Origin of the sequence: Shimia sp. R9_2 (assembly GCF_017743735.1) — a bacterium.
Classification (GTDB): Bacteria; Pseudomonadota; Alphaproteobacteria; order Rhodobacterales; family Rhodobacteraceae; genus Shimia.
On sequence record NZ_JAGHRO010000008.1, the window covers coordinates 85319 to 101227 of the forward strand.

Annotated in this window: 19 protein-coding genes; 1 reads left to right on the forward strand and 18 read right to left on the reverse strand. The window is 58.8% G+C overall.

Features of this window, described 5'->3' with window-relative positions; translation table 11 throughout:
• Nucleotides 1–3: 3 nt before the first annotated feature.
• The 17 genes from J7400_RS17285 to J7400_RS17365 form a co-directional block, all read right to left on the reverse strand.
• The gene (locus J7400_RS17285) at nt 4–408 is read right to left on the reverse strand and encodes a DUF5333 domain-containing protein (RefSeq protein ID WP_209065336.1); all 405 of its coding nucleotides are present in this window, start codon (nt 406–408) and stop codon (nt 4–6) included.
• A 103-nt stretch (nt 409–511) separates the two neighbouring features.
• Nucleotides 512–883 carry a hypothetical protein gene (locus J7400_RS17290; protein ID WP_209065337.1) on the reverse strand — a complete coding sequence of 124 codons (372 nt, stop codon included), beginning with the start codon at nt 881–883 and terminating at the stop codon, nt 512–514.
• 19 nt (nt 884–902) lie between these two features.
• A complete protein-coding gene (gene nuoF, locus J7400_RS17295) occupies nt 903–2201 on the reverse strand; it encodes an NADH-quinone oxidoreductase subunit NuoF (protein WP_209065338.1) in 1299 nt (432 codons plus the stop codon).
• A gap of 4 nt (nt 2202–2205) precedes the next feature.
• Complete coding sequence (locus J7400_RS17300; RefSeq protein WP_209065339.1) at nt 2206–2430, reverse strand: DUF5337 domain-containing protein; 225 nt, start codon at nt 2428–2430, stop codon at nt 2206–2208.
• A 3-nt stretch (nt 2431–2433) separates the two neighbouring features.
• Nucleotides 2434–3558 carry an NADH-quinone oxidoreductase subunit NuoE gene (gene nuoE, locus J7400_RS17305; protein ID WP_209065340.1) on the reverse strand — a complete coding sequence of 375 codons (1125 nt, stop codon included), beginning with the start codon at nt 3556–3558 and terminating at the stop codon, nt 2434–2436.
• A 1-nt stretch (nt 3559) separates the two neighbouring features.
• The gene (locus J7400_RS17310) at nt 3560–4039 is read right to left on the reverse strand and encodes a hypothetical protein (RefSeq protein WP_209065341.1); all 480 of its coding nucleotides are present in this window, start codon (nt 4037–4039) and stop codon (nt 3560–3562) included.
• Nucleotides 4036–5259, reverse strand: coding sequence for an NADH-quinone oxidoreductase subunit D (locus tag J7400_RS17315; protein WP_209065342.1), 1224 nt, complete (start codon nt 5257–5259; stop codon nt 4036–4038). Before J7400_RS17315 ends, J7400_RS17310 begins: the two co-directional genes overlap by 4 nt.
• A 154-nt stretch (nt 5260–5413) precedes the next feature.
• Nucleotides 5414–6019, reverse strand: coding sequence for an NADH-quinone oxidoreductase subunit C (locus J7400_RS17320; RefSeq protein ID WP_209065343.1), 606 nt, complete (start codon nt 6017–6019; stop codon nt 5414–5416).
• On the reverse strand, nt 6016–6549 hold the full coding sequence (locus tag J7400_RS17325; protein WP_209065344.1) for an NADH-quinone oxidoreductase subunit B: 534 nt from the start codon (nt 6547–6549) through the stop codon (nt 6016–6018). Before J7400_RS17325 ends, J7400_RS17320 begins: the two co-directional genes overlap by 4 nt.
• Nucleotides 6540–6905, reverse strand: coding sequence for an NADH-quinone oxidoreductase subunit A (locus J7400_RS17330; RefSeq protein ID WP_209065345.1), 366 nt, complete (start codon nt 6903–6905; stop codon nt 6540–6542). Before J7400_RS17330 ends, J7400_RS17325 begins: the two co-directional genes overlap by 10 nt.
• Before the next feature lie 346 nt (nt 6906–7251).
• Nucleotides 7252–7536 carry a hypothetical protein gene (locus J7400_RS17335; protein WP_209065346.1) on the reverse strand — a complete coding sequence of 95 codons (285 nt, stop codon included), beginning with the start codon at nt 7534–7536 and terminating at the stop codon, nt 7252–7254.
• Nucleotides 7537–7602: 66 nt separating this feature from the next.
• The gene (locus J7400_RS17340) at nt 7603–7764 is read right to left on the reverse strand and encodes a hypothetical protein (protein WP_209065347.1); all 162 of its coding nucleotides are present in this window, start codon (nt 7762–7764) and stop codon (nt 7603–7605) included.
• 57 nt (nt 7765–7821) lie between these two features.
• Nucleotides 7822–8607: a crotonase/enoyl-CoA hydratase family protein gene (locus tag J7400_RS17345; RefSeq protein ID WP_209065348.1), complete on the reverse strand. Its 786-nt coding sequence runs from the start codon at nt 8605–8607 to the stop codon at nt 7822–7824.
• 12 nt (nt 8608–8619) lie between these two features.
• Nucleotides 8620–9480 carry a hydroxymethylglutaryl-CoA lyase gene (locus tag J7400_RS17350; RefSeq protein WP_209065349.1) on the reverse strand — a complete coding sequence of 287 codons (861 nt, stop codon included), beginning with the start codon at nt 9478–9480 and terminating at the stop codon, nt 8620–8622.
• A 3-nt stretch (nt 9481–9483) separates the two neighbouring features.
• Nucleotides 9484–10149: a glutathione S-transferase family protein gene (locus J7400_RS17355; protein ID WP_209065350.1), complete on the reverse strand. Its 666-nt coding sequence runs from the start codon at nt 10147–10149 to the stop codon at nt 9484–9486.
• Nucleotides 10146–12101: an acetyl/propionyl/methylcrotonyl-CoA carboxylase subunit alpha gene (locus tag J7400_RS17360; protein ID WP_209065351.1), complete on the reverse strand. Its 1956-nt coding sequence runs from the start codon at nt 12099–12101 to the stop codon at nt 10146–10148. Before J7400_RS17360 ends, J7400_RS17355 begins: the two co-directional genes overlap by 4 nt.
• Nucleotides 12102–12175: 74 nt before the next feature.
• Nucleotides 12176–13780: a carboxyl transferase domain-containing protein gene (locus tag J7400_RS17365; protein WP_209065352.1), complete on the reverse strand. Its 1605-nt coding sequence runs from the start codon at nt 13778–13780 to the stop codon at nt 12176–12178.
• Nucleotides 13781–13919: 139 nt separating this feature from the next.
• On the opposite strand from J7400_RS17365, the gene J7400_RS17370 reads away from it, so the two are divergent.
• Nucleotides 13920–14531: an OmpW family outer membrane protein gene (locus J7400_RS17370; protein ID WP_209065353.1), complete on the forward strand. Its 612-nt coding sequence runs from the start codon at nt 13920–13922 to the stop codon at nt 14529–14531.
• 107 nt (nt 14532–14638) lie between these two features.
• Here J7400_RS17370 and J7400_RS17375 read toward each other — a convergent pair whose 3' ends face one another.
• The gene (locus J7400_RS17375; RefSeq protein ID WP_209065354.1) at nt 14639–15802 is read right to left on the reverse strand and encodes an isovaleryl-CoA dehydrogenase; all 1164 of its coding nucleotides are present in this window, start codon (nt 15800–15802) and stop codon (nt 14639–14641) included.
• Between the last annotated feature and the right edge of the window lie 107 nt (nt 15803–15909).

The following is a 15909-nucleotide window of genomic DNA, read 5'->3' on the forward strand; positions in this document are numbered from 1 at the left end:
GGCTTACTTCGCCCTCAAATACACGCCGATCTGGCTGTTTCGTTCGATTTCGGCGCGCCCCAACGCACAGAAAGTTTCCGGATTGTCGTAGCTGGCGCCCTTGTGTTTGAAATAGGCCTCGCCACGGGCACGCATGCGCGCCTTCTCGTCGTCAGAGTCCAGAAAAGACTGGATTTCCTCGTTGGTGTAGCCCAGCTGGCGCGCCTTACGGACAAGCGCCCAGCCGTCGGTCGCGCCTTTGAGCTTGCGCCCCTCAAGGCTGTCACAGACATCAGCAATCTCAAAGGCAACCAACGCCCAGTAAAGCGGCTCGTAGATCTCTTTCACATCCCGCAGCGATGGTTTGGCCGAGGCCCCTCCCGCGAGAACGAGACTTCCCAAGACAACAGCAGACATCAGACGTTTCATGCGCACACTCCTTTTGCACAGGCAAAGCGATCCTTTGCCAAGCTGCACAGAGCGGCGGAGGGGTCTGTTAGGCAATAACAGCCCGCATATGTCTGATATCCGATCAAGGGCGACAGAACCCTTCCAGCGTGATTTTGTCGTCCACCGGAATGATGGTGTCATCCTCCGGGCCAACCAGCCAATCCACGTTTGTCGTTCCATATTCTGCGATACAGTATTTGAACGCCTCATATTCCCCCGCCTGACGCGCGCCGAGCAGGCTTTGATTGGCGCGTGCAACGGTGACAGAAAAATGATCGCGCGTATCCCGCGACACTTTGTTGGCTTTGGCTTTGTAGCTGTACCCGTCAAAGGTCACGCGGTCGCGCTTGCTGCGGAAACTGTCCCGAAACGCCTCGCCACAGCCAGACAGGGCGGTGGCCGCCACAAGGATCATCAGAACCTTGGCACGTGGTGATTTCAGAGAGGTCTTCATAGTTAAGTCCATTGCTCGTTTACTCCGCCGCCAATGCGCCCATACGGCCGGTTTTATTGGCTTTGATGCGGTCTTCGATTTCGCCACGGAAGTTGCGGATGAGGCCCTGGATCGGCCATGCGGCTGCGTCGCCAAGGGCGCAGATGGTGTGGCCTTCAACCTGTTTGGTCACATCCCACAGCATGTCGATCTCTTCGACATCCGCTTTGCCCTGCACCAGACGGTCCATGACGCGCATCATCCAGCCGGTGCCTTCGCGGCACGGTGTGCATTGGCCGCAGCTTTCATGTTTGTAAAATTTGGACAGGCGCCAGATCGCTTTGATGATGTCGGTCTGCTTGTCCATCACGATCACGGCGGCGGTGCCAAGACCGGAGCCCAGATCGTTGCGCAGGTAGTCAAAATCCATGATCGCGTCGCGCATGTTTTCGCCGCGCACACAAGGCACGGAGGAGCCGCCCGGGATCACCGCCAAGAGATTGTCCCACCCGCCGCGAATGCCGCCGCAGTGCTTTTCGATCAGCTCCTCAAAGGAGATCGACATGGCCTCTTCGACGACGCAGGGGTTGTTCACGTGACCGGAGATCGCAAAAAGCTTGGTGCCGGCGTTGTTCGGACGACCAAAACCGGCAAACCACTCAGCGCCACGGCGCAGGATGGTGGGCACCACCGCGATGGATTCCACGTTGTTCACCGTTGTTGGGCAGCCATACAGCCCCGCGCCCGCCGGGAAGGGCGGCTTCATGCGTGGCATGCCTTTTTTGCCCTCAAGGCTTTCGATCAGCGCGGTCTCTTCGCCGCAGATATAGGCACCAGCGCCGTGATGCAGGAAGACGTCAAAATCCCAACCGGAACCAGCGGCGTTTTTGCCAAGCAGGCCCGCATCATAGGCTTCGTCAATTGCGGCCTGCAGGGCCTCACGTTCCCGAATATATTCGCCGCGCAGGTAGATGTAGCAAGTGTGGGCGTTCATCGCGAAAGAGGCGATCAGCGCGCCTTCGATCAGCGTGTGCGGATCATGGCGCATGATTTCGCGGTCTTTGCAGGTGCCGGGCTCGGATTCATCGGCGTTGATCACCAGATAGGCCGGACGCCCGTCGCTTTCCTTGGGCATAAAGGACCATTTCAGACCGGTCGGGAAGCCCGCGCCACCGCGTCCGCGCAGACCGGAGGCTTTCATGGTGTCAATGATCGCATCGCGCCCCTGCTGGATCAGCTTGGCTGTGCCATCCCAATGGCCACGCGCCTGCGCGCCTTTGAGCGTGCGATCATGCATGCCATAGAGGTTCGTAAAGATACGGTCCTGATCTTTGAGCATCCCGTTACCTTTCGTCTGTCTGACGCGCACGCCAGATATTGAAGATCATCACAATGGCGAAGACAAACCCCGCCAGAGCAATCAGATCGAGCAGGCCGCGTGTCCGTTGGGACAGCTCAAGCCAATTGCCGATCAGAATGGCCAAAATCCAGTACACACCTGTACCAGCAATCACGAGCGCGGCCTTGCGCCCGGCTTTTGCCGAAGGGGTCTGGGTTTGGGCCGCCATGACTTAATCCTCGTATACGTCGCCTTTGGCGACTTTTTTGGAGAATTCTGTTTCACCACCCTCAGCAAGCAGCTTGGCTTGCTCGACCCAGCCGTCGCGTTCGATGCGGCCTTTGAACGACAGTTTGTCGTCCATCTCGGCGATGTCGTCAGCAGTCCAGCCCGCGATCTGGGCAAAGGTTGTCACACCCGCATCATGCAGCTTTTTCTCCAGCGCCGGGCCAACGCCCTTGAGCTGTTTGAGATCATCGGCGGCATCCGCCGTGGCTACTTTCTTGGCTTTGGCCTTGGGCTTGGACGCTTTTTTCTCAGCCTTCTGATCCGCTTTCTTGGCCTCTTCGGCCTGTTTGGCGGCGGGCTTGGGCGTTGGCGCCGGTTTGGGCGGCTGGCCTTCTGCGGCGCGTCCGGCAACCACACCGTCTTTGCCCACCCATGGGATCAGAACAGGCACTTCGGTGCCGTCGATGCGCTTGATGGAATCGCCGAGATCCGTGGCAAGCTGCACGGAGGCGTTATACTGCGTCTGGCCGCTGTCATAGTCTTTCAAACTGGTCAGACCGGAGAGCGGCTCGGCAGCGTAGCGCCCGTTTTGCGGACCCGGGGTCGGAACATTGCCAGCGGCCATGTCATCGAGCATCTGGGCAAAGCCCTCGGCGGTCAGATCCTCAAAGTAGTCTTTGCCAATCTGCGCCATGGGCGCGTTGGTGCAGGCCCCGAGACATTCGACCTCTTCCCAAGAGAATTTGCCGTCTGCTGACAGCTCATGCGGCTTGGCCGCGATCTTCTCTTTGCAGACCGCGATCAGATCTTCTGCGCCGCAGATCATGCAGGAAGTGGTGCCGCAAATCTGGATATGGGCGACAGAGCCCACCGGCTGCAACTGGAACATGAAGTAAAAGGACGCGACCTCGAGCACGCGCATGTAAGCCATGCCAAGCATATCGGCGACGGCCTCAATCGCGGGTTTGGTCAGCCAGCCTTCTTGTTCCTGCGCGCGCCACAGCAGAGGGATCACCGCAGAGGCCTGACGGCCGTCCGGATATTTGGTGATCTGCGCCTCAGCCCAGGTCTGGTTGGCAGCGGTGAAAGCGAAGCTTTCGGGTTGTTCGTGGTGAAGGCGTCTGAGCATGTTATTCAGCGTCCTCTTTGCCAAGCGGAAGGGTCATATTGCAATTTAGCAAAACTAGATCAGTGTTTGGTATTCGAGACAACTCAGCCATTTTGCTGCCAGGCTGCATGAGGTCGTACATACCGTTAAAGAGCGTCGGGCAAACGTCATACAGAAATTTGTAGAGCGGATCGCCTTGCGTCTCCAAAATTTTGAACACCGCTTTGGTTGTTCCTGCGCCAAGCGTCGTCACGGATACATCTGAGGTACCGAGCCCGTTCGGTTTCTGAAAACTCATCCCCGCATCACAGCTTCCAAAATCACCCACTGAAAAATCCAGAGACCCTCCTAGTTGGCTTTCATTAAGGGCACACCGCATGAAGGCCTGCGACGTTGGGACTTGAATTTGTTGCGCTTCCGCGCGGGTCCACATGCCTTCCGCAAGTAGTAGCGCAAACCCCAAAGCCAAAAACAGAAGAGATCGTAGTTGTGTCAAATTCACCGATCAATCTCCCCGAACACGATGTCCATGGTGCCGATGATGGCGGCGACATCGGCGAGTTGGTGGCCGGTGGCGATGTGATCCATCGCTTGCAGATGCAGATAGCCCGGCGCGCGCAGCTTGGCGCGGTAGGGTTTGTTGGTGCCATCCGCCACCATATAGACGCCAAATTCGCCTTTGGGTGCTTCGACAGCGGCGTAGACCTCACCGGCAGGCACGTGGAAGCCTTCGGTGTACAGCTTGAAGTGGTGGATCAGGCTTTCCATCGAGGTTTTCATGTCACCGCGTTTGGGCGGGGTCAGCTTGCCGCGCGACAGCACGTCGCCGGTGGCTTCGCGCAGCTTCACAATGGCCTGGCGCATGATGCTGACCGATTGGCGCATCTCTTCCATGCGCATCAGGTAGCGGTCATAGCAGTCGCCGTTTTTGCCAACCGGGATCTGGAATTCAAACTCGTTGTAGCACTCATAAGGCTGCGCGCGGCGCAGGTCCCATGCCATGCCCACAGAGCGCGCCATCACACCGGACATGCCGTAATCCAGCACGTCCTGCTCGGTCACGACGCCGATGTCGACGTTGCGCTGTTTGAAAATCCGGTTTTCGGTCAGCAGCTCGTCAATATCCGCGATCACCTGCGGGAACTCGATGGCCCATTCTTCGATGTCATCGACCAGCTTGTCGGGCAGATCCTGATGCACACCTCCAGGGCGGAAGTAGTTGGCGTGCAGACGCGCACCGCAGGCGCGCTCATAGAACACCATGAGCTTTTCGCGCTCTTCAAAACCCCAGAGCGGCGGGGTCAGTGCGCCGACATCCATCGCCTGAGTGGTGATGTTCATCAGGTGGTTCAGCACACGCCCGATTTCGCAGAACAGCACGCGAATGAGTTGAGCGCGGCGTGGCACTTCGGTGCCGGTCAGTTTTTCAATCGCCAGACACCATGCGTGCTCTTGGTTCATCGGCGCCACATAGTCGAGGCGGTCGAGATAGGGCAGGTTCTGCAGGTAGGTGCGGCTTTCCATCAGCTTTTCGGTGCCGCGGTGCAACAGACCCACGTGGGGGTCGCAGCGCTCTACGATTTCACCGTCGAGTTCCAGCACCAGGCGCAGCACGCCGTGAGCCGCCGGGTGTTGCGGGCCGAAGTTGATGTTGAAGTTGCGGATCTTCTGTTCGCCGCTCAGCGCATCCACGCTGCCGTCATCGAATTTGGAGCCGTCCATCAGCCGTTCTCCTTACTGTTCACATGCAGCTTTTTACGAGCAAAAACCCCTAGCCACACTAGCGCTCCAACTAGGACCAAAACTGGTGTCGCCAAAATCCCGAAGGAAACCGCGCAGCCCACTAGGTCATCTTCTACAAGACATTCCAAAGGCATTACTTCGCGTCCCCTTTCTCGTCGCCCGGCAGGATGTAGTTGGCCCCTTCCCATGGCGACATGAAATCAAACTGGCGGTAATCCTGCGTGAGCTGTACCGGCTCATAGACCACGCGTTTCTGCACTTCGTCATAGCGCACTTCGGTGTAGCCGGTGGTCGGGAAATCCTTGCGCAGCGGATGGCCGCGGAAGCCATAGTCGGTCAGCAGGCGGCGCAGGTCCGGGTGCTCTGAGAAGATAATCCCGAACATGTCAAAGACTTCGCGCTCAAACCAGTTGGCCGACGGATGCACCGAGGTGATAGACGGAACGGTCTCGTCCTCACGTGCGGCCACGCGCAGGCGCACGCGCTGGTTCTGGAACATGCTCAGGAAGTGGTAAACCACGTCAAAACGGCGGGAGCGCTCCGGATAGTCCACAGCAGTGATGTCCACGAGCGTGGAGAAACGGCATGTGGCGTCAGAGCGCAGGAAATCGACAAACTCCACAATGTTGGTGGGCGTCACGTCGATGGTGAGCTCGTCAAAGGCGACGTGCCAGTTCAGGACACAATCGGGGCGCTTCAATTCGATGTGAGCGCCAAGTTCATTCAGGGCTTCGCTCATCGTTCAATGGTCCCCGTGCGGCGGATTTTGCGTTGCAGCTGAAGCAGACCATAGAGCAGCGCTTCTGCGGTGGGCGGACAGCCGGGAACGTAGATGTCGACGGGGACAATGCGGTCACAACCGCGCACAACAGAGTAGCTGTAGTGGTAGTAGCCGCCGCCGTTTGCGCAGGATCCCATGGAAATCACATAGCGCGGCTCTGGCATCTGGTCATAAACCTTGCGCAGCGCGGGGGCCATTTTGTTGGTCAGCGTCCCTGCTACAATCATCACGTCAGACTGGCGCGGGGAGGCACGTGGTGCGATGCCAAAGCGCTCGGCATCATAACGCGGCATGGAGGTGTGCATCATCTCAACCGCGCAGCAGGCCAGACCAAAGGTCATCCAGTGCAAGGACCCTGTGCGACCCCAGTTGATCAGATCTTCGGCGTTAGTGAGCAGAAAGCCCTTGTCCTGAAGCTCTGTGTTGATGGCTTGAGTGACTACCTCGCGGTCAACTCCAGCGGTATTTGAACCGGTCATCACTCCCATTCCAGCGCTCCTTTTTTCCATTCATAGGCGAACCCAATGGTCAATACGGCCAGGAACACCATCATGGACCAGAAACCGATCATCGACACATCCTTGAAGGCGACGGCCCAAGGGAACAGGAAGGCGATTTCCAGATCGAAGATGATGAAAAGGATCGAAACCAGATAGAAGCGCACATCGAATTTCATGCGGGCGTCATCAAAGGCGTTAAAGCCACATTCGTAGGCGCTGACTTTTTCGGGGTCGGGGCTGCGAACGGCCAAAACAACGGCGGCAAGAATGAAAACAAGACCGAGGCCGATCGCTACGGCCATAAAGACGAGAATGGGGAAATATTCCCTGAGCATCTCTTCCAATGGTAGCTCCTTTCATGCACGCCGAGTTGGTGCAGTCAGATGGCTTTAAATACTCTCCGTGGGTTTACCGTCGCGTCATGTCTGGGTCAACAATTTGCATGGCCTGCCCACGGTCAGTTGATTTCACGTTTCCTATTAAAAAAGAATTGCTTAAGGCAAAAAACTGCATCTGTGAAAGAATAGCGCCTGCAACGTGGCCCCGCGAATCTGCGCGATTGACCGCGGCCGAAAGGGTTGATTCCAAAAATGGTTAATACCGCAGGGTTTTCGTCAACTTCGGCAAGTTCACTACGTCAGACAGACGTGCAAGACGCGCTGGCGCGCTTTACCCTCTGATCTTACGTGTTTATTCCGGCACTACTGTGGGGGCGGCTTCGGCAAAATGGCGCAGATTTTGCAGCCCGGCCTCCATGGCCTGCATCAGCGCGTTTACATCTGGGGTGGCCCATTCGGGAAAGACTTCGGTGAGTTCGCCCGCCACCTCGCCCGCCACTTCCTGACTGCTGGCAAGAATTGCAGCGGCATAATCATCAAAGGTTTGGCTCGGGTTCTCGGCCTGCCAGCGCTGATATGCCGCATACTCAAAAGCGGTTGCCGCAGCGAGGCCAACAACCGGAACCGCGACGGCCACCCGCCGAAGGCGCGCCTTGGCTTTCTCTTTGGATCAGGCCTTGGCGACAGCGCGCCTTTCTTCGGCCTAAGATTTCACCTCGGCCAGCGCCAGCGCGCTGGTGACAGCTGCGGCGCGCCAAATCGGCTGAACCACAAAGTTGAGTACGCCAAGCGCAAGGTTGGCCAAAAGGCTCACCACAAAGAGCAGGCGCAAATTGGTGCGCACGAAAAGAAAGATCCAGCGCATCGGCTTGCGTCTCCCAGAACCAGACAGCGTGCAGCGAGAGCTGCACCCCATGCCAGCCTAGCGCACCCAAGCCGGTTTTTCTTTGGCGAAAAACGCTTTGATGCCTTCCTGCGCCTCAGCCCCTTCCCAGCAGGCCACGAGCTCAGAAATTGTGTGATCGATCACAGCGTCATCAATTGTTGGCCCAAGTTTGCGCGCCAGCGCCTTTGCGCGCGCCACAGCTTCCGGTGCACAGGAGAGATACGGGACAACTTCTGCCTCCACGGCGGCGTCCAGATCATCGGTCGGAACCGCTTTGGCCAGCAGCCCAAGCGCCACCGCTTCCGGGGCTTTGAAAAGGCGCGCCGACATAAACACACGGCGGGCCATCGCCTCCCCCATGCGGGACAGCACATAAGGCCCGATGGTTGCCGGGATCAGACCCAGCTTGGTTTCGGTCAGCCCCATGGTCAGGCTGTCAGCGCCAATCGCCACATCACAGACGCTGGCCATGCCAACACCCCCGCCAAAAGCGTTGCCCTGCAGGCGGCCAATCAAGGGTTTTGGCAGGGTGTTGAGCGCCTGCAGGGCCTCCGCCAGTTTGCGGGCCTCGACAAAACGGGTCTTTGCATCAGCCGCCATCTGCGCCTGCATCCACCCAAGATCCCCGCCCGCACAGAACGATTTGCCCGCCCCGGTCAGCACAACCACACGCACTGCAGGATCCGCGCCAAGGGCTTCGGCGGCCTGTTTGAGTTCGGTGATCATGGTACCGGACATGGCATTGTGTTTTTCCGGGCGGTTGAGCATGAGCGTTGCGACGCCGCGTGCATCCACATCAATCAAGAGCGTTTCAAAGCGCATTCAGATCAGTCCTTATTCCGTGGGCATGCGCATGGCGCGCGCCATCTCTGCCGCCTGAGACACCACAGCCAGATCAAGGCCGGTTTCATAGCCGAGGGTTTCAAGCCGCGACGCGACTGCCTCGGTTGCCACATTGCCGGCTGCTCCAGGCGCATAGGGGCATCCGCCCAAACCACCCACGGCCGCATCAAACACACGCAGACCAAGCGCAAGCGATGCCTCGATATTCAAAAGCGCGCGGCCTGCGGTGTCATGATAGTGGCCCGCCAGTTTTGCGGCAGGCACCTCCTCCAGCACCGCCTGCAACATGGCTGTGGTGCTTTCCGGCGTGGCCTGTCCAATGGTGTCACCAAGACTGATTTCATAACATCCCACATCGTTGAGATGTTTGGCCACTTCCGCCACCTTTTCCGGGGGTGTCGGGCCGTCATAGGGACAATCGGTGACGCAGCTGATGTAGCCGCGCACAGGGATCTGCGCTTCCTTGGCTGCCGCGACAACCGGGGTAAAACGCTCAAGGCTTTCCGCGATGGTGGCGTTGATGTTGGCCTTGGAAAACCCCTCCGAGGCCGAGCCAAAGATCGCAATCTCATCCGCACGTGCTGCAACTGCGCCCTCAAAGCCGCGCATGTTGGGGGTCAGAGCCGCATAACTCACACCGGCTTTGCGGATGATGCCCGCGAGCACAGCAGCGGAGTCTGCCATCTGCGGCACCCATTTGGGGCTGACAAAACTTGCCACTTCGATGCGCTTGAACCCCGCATTGCTCAGGCAATCCACCAGCGCGATCTTCTCCGCCGTGGGAATCTGTCGCTTTTCATTTTGCAGACCATCGCGCGGACCGACCTCAAAGACCTCGACATATTCCGCCATGGATCAGGCCCCTTCCGGAATCGGGTAGAAATCCTGTGTGTAAAACTCCTGCGCGCCATCTTTGGCCCGAGCTGCCTGATAGGCGGGGCGTGTTTCAAGCCGCGCGCGGTAGGCCTCAAGTTTGGGATACTCCGAAAGGGCCACATAATAAGGCGCAGAATAGAGATTGAAGCCCATCATGATATCTGCCGCCCCAAAGCCCGTGGGCAGGAGGAATTCCTGATCGCCCAGCATGCCTTCAAGCGCCGCCATGGTGACCTGCAGACGCTTGGTGTTGAGCTTGATGACCGTCGGGGAGATCAGCGCCGGGTCACGCAGGAACACATGCTGCATATTGAGATGCTCAATCAAACCCGCCTGGGTTTCGGCAAAATGCATGAGCTGGAGGTATTTGGCCCGCTCTGGAGCGCCGACGGCCACACCAAGAGCCGCCTCCGGGTGGGTTTCGGCGAGATATTCAAGGATCGCGCCGCTTTCGATCATGGTGAACCCGTCGATTTCTATAGCAGGAGCGCGGGCGGCGGGGCTGATCGCCCTCACCTCAGGCGCGCGCATGGTCCCTTTGCGGATGCTGTGGGCGATGATCTCGGCCTCAAGGCCCAACTCTTCGAGCATCCAGAGGACACGGAAGGACCGGGAGAACGGAACATGGTGCAGTCTGATGCTCATTCTTCGTTCTCCTCTTCTTCCAACAGGATCAAGGCGGAGCCGTCTTCCACCTGCGCGCCTTCTGTCACAAGCACGTCGGCGACAATGCCATCGCGTGGTGCGAGCAGGGAGTGCTCCATTTTCATGGCTTCCAAAATCGCCAGCCGGTCACCCTGTGCCACGGTTTGTCCTGCGTCGGCAAAAATCGCCTTCACAAGGCCCGGCATCGGTGCCGCGATGAGATTGCCGCCTGTTGCGGCTTCGTCTTCGCGCTCCAGCGGATCAACAACCGTAAAACGATAGCCATTGCCCCAGAACACCGTCAGCTCATTGCCGCTGCGGGCTGTACGGGCGAGGGTTTTGGTGTCGTCGACCCACCAAGCACCGGTCTTATAGGTGACCTCGTGGCTGACCTCACCGATCTGCACAGTATAGGCGCCGGTGTCATTCACCTGCACCGCCACATCAAAACGCTCCTCATTATGGGTGAGCGTGACCACATGGGTGAGCGGGGACCACAGTACCAAAGTGTTTGCGGGGGCCGTGCCGTCCAAGGGGCGCAGGCCCATGGCGGTCAGCCCTGCGATGGCGCGGGACTTGGTGCAGGCGACAGGTTGCTGGGCCAGCGTGTCGATGTTGCGATCAATCAGGCCCGTGTCCACATCTCCCCCCACAAAGTCGGGCTGCGCCGCCAGCAAAGCCAGAAAGCTCACATTGGTCACAGTGCCGCCGACATCGGTCCAACGCAGGGCGCGCTCAAGCTGTTTCAGTGCCACGTCGCGGGTCGGGCCATGCACGACAAGCTTCGCAATCATCGGATCATACCAAGGGCTGATCGTGTCGCCGGCGCGCACACCGCTATCGATACGCGCCTGCGCTGGGAACTCCAGATGGCTGAGCGTACCTGTGGCGGGCAAAAAGCCTTTGGGCACATCTTCTGCATAGATGCGCGCCTCAAACGAATGTCCGGTGATGGTCAATGCGTCCTGAGACTTGGGAAGTGGTTCCCCAGAGGCCACGCGCAGTTGCCATTCCACAAGATCCACACCGGTGATCGCTTCGGTCACAGGATGTTCGACCTGAAGGCGGGTGTTCATTTCCATGAACCAGAACCCATCGGACCGCAGACCATCGCTGCCATCGACGATAAACTCGATGGTGCCTGCGCCTTTGTAGCCAATCGCCTCGGCCGCGCGCACCGCCGCTTTACCCATAGCCGCGCGCATCTCTTCGGTCATGCCCGGTGCGGGCGCTTCTTCGATCACCTTCTGGTGCCGACGCTGCAACGAGCAGTCCCGTTCAAACAGATGCACCGCTGACGTTCCATCGCCAAACACCTGCACTTCGATATGGCGCGGGCTGGTGACAAATTTCTCAATCAGCACATCAGGGTTGCCAAAGGCGGTGGTGGCTTCCCCCTGTGCGCTGGCCAGCGCATCGGCAAATTCGGCAGGCTCCTCCACAAGCCGCATGCCTTTGCCGCCGCCGCCCGCGACCGCCTTAATCAGAACCGGATAGCCAATGGCATCTGCCTGTTCGGCCAAAAACGCAGGATCCTGATTTGCGCCGTGATAGCCCGGCACCACGGGCACATCGGCCTTCTCCATCAGCGCTTTGGCGGCATCTTTGAGCCCCATGGCGCGAATGGCCTCAGCAGAGGGGCCGATAAAGGTCAGACCCGCCGCCTCGACAGCCTCCACAAACGCGGGGTTTTCAGAGAGGAACCCGTAGCCTGGATGAATGCCCTGAGCGCCGGTTTCCAGTGCGGCGGCGATGATCACATCCCCTTTCAGATAGCTTTCTGCCGGTGCGGCCCCACCGATGTGCACCGCCTGATCGGCCAGCGCGACATGTTTGGCACCCGCATCCGCGTCCGAGTAGACCGCGACGGTTTTTACCCCCATGGCGCGGGCCGTTTCCATCACGCGGCAGGCAATTTCACCACGGTTGGCAATCAGGATTTTTTCAAACATCTCGGCCTCCCGACCTTGTTCTTCGTTTTGCCCGGAACTTTCCGGGGGCGCAGGGGCTGCCTCCTGCGGGCCAATCACATCCGGAAGACACCAAACTTTGTGTCTTCAATCGGGGCATTCAGCGCGGCGGACAGACTCAAATGCAGCACATCGCGGGTCTTGCGCGGATCAACGATGCCGTCGTCCCACAGACGCGCCGAGGCATAGAGCGGGTGGCTTTGCTCCTCGAACATATCAAGGGTTGGCTGCTTGAAAGCCGCCTCTTCCTCAGCGGACCATGCCCCGCCCTGACGCTCGATCGCGTCGCGCTTGACCGTCGCCAGCACGCCTGCGGCCTGCTCGCCCCCCATCACCGAAATCCGGGAGTTGGGCCACGTCCAGAGGAAGCGCGGGGAATAGGCCCGGCCTGCCATGCCGTAGTTGCCAGCCCCAAAGGAGCCACCAACCAACATGGTGATTTTTGGCACTTTGGTGGTGGCAACGGCGGTCACCATCTTGGCCCCATGACGGGCAATGCCTTCGGCCTCATATTTCTGCCCCACCATAAAGCCCGTGATGTTTTGCAAGAAGACCAGAGGAATGTGGCGTTGGGAGCAGAGCTCTACAAAATGCGCGCCTTTGGCGGCGCTTTCGGAATAGAGCACGCCGTTGTTGGCAATGATGCCCACAGGGCAGCCTTTGACATGGGCAAAGCCACAGACCAGCGTTTCCCCGAAGCGTTTCTTGAACTCATCAAAGCGGCTGCCGTCCACCACGCGGGCAATGACCTCGCGAATGTCGTAAGGCGTGCGCAATCCACCGGGGACCACACCGAGTATCTCCTCCGGGTCATAGGCTGGCTCTTCGGAGCTGGCCCAGTCCACGGTCTGAGGTTTGGTGCGGTTGAGATGTTTCAGAGACTCACGCGCCAGCGCAAGCGCGTGGGCATCATCCTCGGCAAGATAGTCGGCAACACCGGAAAGGCGGGTGTGAACGTCACCGCCGCCAAGGTCTTCGGCGCTGACCACTTCACCGGTTGCGGCCTTCACCAGAGGCGGCCCTGCGAGAAAGATTGTCCCCTGCTCTTTGACGATGATGGTCACATCGGACATCGCGGGCACATAGGCTCCGCCTGCCGTACAGGAGCCCATGACCACGGCGATCTGGGGAATGCCCTTCGCGCTCATATTGGCCTGATTGAAGAAGATGCGGCCAAAGTGATCCCGATCCGGGAAGACTTCATCCTGCTGGGGCAGGTTGGCGCCACCGCTGTCCACAAGGTAGACGCAGGGCAAATGGTTCTGCTCGGCAATTTCCTGAGCGCGCAGGTGTTTTTTCACCGACATCGGGAAGTATGTGCCGCCCTTCACCGTGGCGTCGTTGCAGACCACCATGACCTCCTGGCCATGCACCCGCCCGATCCCGGCCACAACACCGGCACTGGGTGCGGCATCGTCATACATGCCATGTGCCGCCGTCACGCCGATTTCCAAAAAGGGCGATCCCGGATCAAGCAGCCCCGCCACGCGACGGCGCGGGAGCATCTTGCCACGGCTTTCGTGACGAGCACGGGATTTCTCCCCGCCGCCCATCCGCGCCTTTTCTGCGGCTGACTGCACGGTCTGGAGCATGTCCAGATGGGCCGCGCGGTTGGCGGCAAAATCCTCAGATCCCGTGATAACTTTAGATTGCAGCTTCATATGACCCCCAGTTTTGGCGTCGCTTAGGTAGACCGCGCCAACTGTTCACGCGGATTTGATTTAGATCAGTGCGGCGGTGCAGCGAGTCGGTCACATTGCGCACATAACCCCTCATAACGACTATGAAATGAGACCCTCCATGAAACGTATGACTTCCGCGCTGGCTCTGACAGCCGCTCTGGCCGCATTTTCTGCGCCTGCTTTTGCGCAATCCCAAGGTGATTGGACCGTTGGCGTTGGTGTTGGCAATGTGAACCCGAAATCCGGCAACGGTCTGCTGGCTGGCGAGACTTCTGACTCCAGCATCGACAGCAACACACGCCCGGTCTTCACCGCTGAGTATTTCATCCGCGACAATATCGGTATTGAGTTGCTGGCGGCGACGCCTTTCTCTCACACCGTTACGCTTGCGAGTGGCGCAACCGCGGGTAAAGTTAAGCAGCTGCCACCCACCCTGTCCGTGAACTACCACATTCCGACCAACAGCAAGTTCACCCCGTTCTTCGGCGTGGGTATCAACTACACGACCTTCTTTGAAGAAGAGTCCGCGCTTGGCACTCTCGAGCTGGATGACAGCTGGGGCCTCGCGCTGAACGCAGGTGTCGACTATGCGGTTTCTGATCGCGGCGCCGTGCGTTTCAATGTGCGCTGGATCGACATCGATTCCGATGTCACGCTTAACGGCAGCGCTATCGGCAAAGCGGAAATCGACCCGATTGTGGTCTCCGCGAGCTACGTGCACCGCTTCTAAACCCTGCGCGCTCCGCCATGCAGAGCGACGCATAGAGCTTGGCGAAGGGCGAACGGTTGTTCGCCCTTTTGCGTTGCGCGGACCCCGATGTGCAGCGCGCCTGACCATCAGCCCATTGCAGTCATGAGTTCGCGACCAATCAGCATACGGCGGATTTCGCTGGTACCTGCGCCGATTTCCATCAGCTTGGCATCGCGGAAAATGCGCCCCACCGGATTGTCAGACAGATACCCTGCGCCACCAAAGGCCTGCACAGCCTGATGCGCCTGTGTCATGGCAACCTCTGAGGCATAAAGACAGCACGCCGCCGCATCCTGACGGGTGATGCGCCCCTGATCGCAAGCTTTCGCGCACTCATAAACATAGGCGCGCGCCGAGTTCATCGCGGTATACATATCCGCGATCTTGCCCTGCATCAGCTGGAAGTTCCCGATGGAGGTGCCAAATTGCTTGCGCTCCACCATGTAGGGCATGACCTCATCCAGACAGGCCGCCATGATGCCCGTGCCGATGCCCGCAAGCACCACACGTTCATAGTCCAGCCCTGACATCAGCACTGCGACGCCCTTGCCCTCTTCGCCCAGCACGTTTTCAAACGGCACTTCGCAGTCTTCAAAAATCAGCTCTGCGGTGTTGGAGCCACGCATGCCCAGCTTGTCAAAATGCGGGCTGGTGGAGAAACCCTTCATCTCTTTTTCAATCAGGAAGGCAGTGATGCCGCGCGGGCCAGCGTCCGGATCGGTTTTGGCATAGACCACAAGCGTGTCGGCATCCGGCCCGTTGGTGATCCAATATTTGTTGCCGTTCAGGATGTAGCGGTCGTTGCGTTTCTCAGCACGCAGTTTCATGGACACCACATCAGAACCGGCAGAAGGCTCAGACATCGCCAGCGCCCCGACATGTTCGCCGGAAATCAGGCGGGGCAGGTATTTCTGCTTTTGCTCTTCCGTTCCGTTGAGCTTGATTTGGTTTACGCAGAGGTTGGAATGCGCACCGTAGGACAGCGACACCGATGCGCTTGCGCGGGCCAGCTCCTCCACCACGATCACATGGGCCAGATAGGACATCTCTGCACCGCCATAGGCCTCCGGCACGGTGACGCCCAGCAGACCAAGCTCGCCAAACTCTTTCCAAAGCTCATTTGGAAACTCGTTTTTCTGATCAATCTCGGCAGCCATAGGCTTGATGCGCTCTTGCGCGAAGCGGTGCACCATCTCGCGCAATGCGTTGATGTCCGCACCCAGATCAAAATTCATTGTGTGCGTGAACATGAGCCCCTCCTCCCATTATTGAACACTTGTTCATATAATTACGTCGACTCGCCGAGCGGATCAAGGGGGTTTCGAAAACACATGCGAAACGCGGCAAGGCGCGTCCG

Excerpts from the sequence above, each read along its gene's own strand:
- J7400_RS17285 (WP_209065336.1), bottom strand. The coding sequence starts at position 408 with ATGAAACGTCTGATGTCTGCTGTTGTCTTGGGAAGTCTCGTTCTCGCG.
- J7400_RS17290 (WP_209065337.1), bottom strand. The coding sequence starts at position 883 with ATGAAGACCTCTCTGAAATCACCACGTGCCAAGGTTCTGATGATCCTT.
- nuoF (WP_209065338.1), bottom strand. The coding sequence starts at position 2,201 with ATGCTCAAAGATCAGGACCGTATCTTTACGAACCTCTATGGCATGCAT.
- J7400_RS17300 (WP_209065339.1), bottom strand. The coding sequence starts at position 2,430 with ATGGCGGCCCAAACCCAGACCCCTTCGGCAAAAGCCGGGCGCAAGGCC.
- nuoE (WP_209065340.1), bottom strand. The coding sequence starts at position 3,558 with ATGCTCAGACGCCTTCACCACGAACAACCCGAAAGCTTCGCTTTCACC.
- J7400_RS17315 (WP_209065342.1), bottom strand. The coding sequence starts at position 5,259 with ATGGACGGCTCCAAATTCGATGACGGCAGCGTGGATGCGCTGAGCGGC.
- J7400_RS17320 (WP_209065343.1), bottom strand. The coding sequence starts at position 6,019 with ATGAGCGAAGCCCTGAATGAACTTGGCGCTCACATCGAATTGAAGCGC.
- J7400_RS17325 (WP_209065344.1), bottom strand. The coding sequence starts at position 6,549 with ATGGGAGTGATGACCGGTTCAAATACCGCTGGAGTTGACCGCGAGGTA.
- J7400_RS17340 (WP_209065347.1), bottom strand. The coding sequence starts at position 7,764 with ATGCGCTGGATCTTTCTTTTCGTGCGCACCAATTTGCGCCTGCTCTTT.
- J7400_RS17345 (WP_209065348.1), bottom strand. The coding sequence starts at position 8,607 with ATGCGCTTTGAAACGCTCTTGATTGATGTGGATGCACGCGGCGTCGCA.
- J7400_RS17350 (WP_209065349.1), bottom strand. The coding sequence starts at position 9,480 with ATGGCGGAATATGTCGAGGTCTTTGAGGTCGGTCCGCGCGATGGTCTG.
- J7400_RS17355 (WP_209065350.1), bottom strand. The coding sequence starts at position 10,149 with ATGAGCATCAGACTGCACCATGTTCCGTTCTCCCGGTCCTTCCGTGTC.
- J7400_RS17360 (WP_209065351.1), bottom strand. The coding sequence starts at position 12,101 with ATGTTTGAAAAAATCCTGATTGCCAACCGTGGTGAAATTGCCTGCCGC.
- J7400_RS17365 (WP_209065352.1), bottom strand. The coding sequence starts at position 13,780 with ATGAAGCTGCAATCTAAAGTTATCACGGGATCTGAGGATTTTGCCGCC.
- J7400_RS17370 (WP_209065353.1), top strand. The coding sequence starts at position 13,920 with ATGAAACGTATGACTTCCGCGCTGGCTCTGACAGCCGCTCTGGCCGCA.
- J7400_RS17375 (WP_209065354.1), bottom strand. The coding sequence starts at position 15,802 with ATGTTCACGCACACAATGAATTTTGATCTGGGTGCGGACATCAACGCA.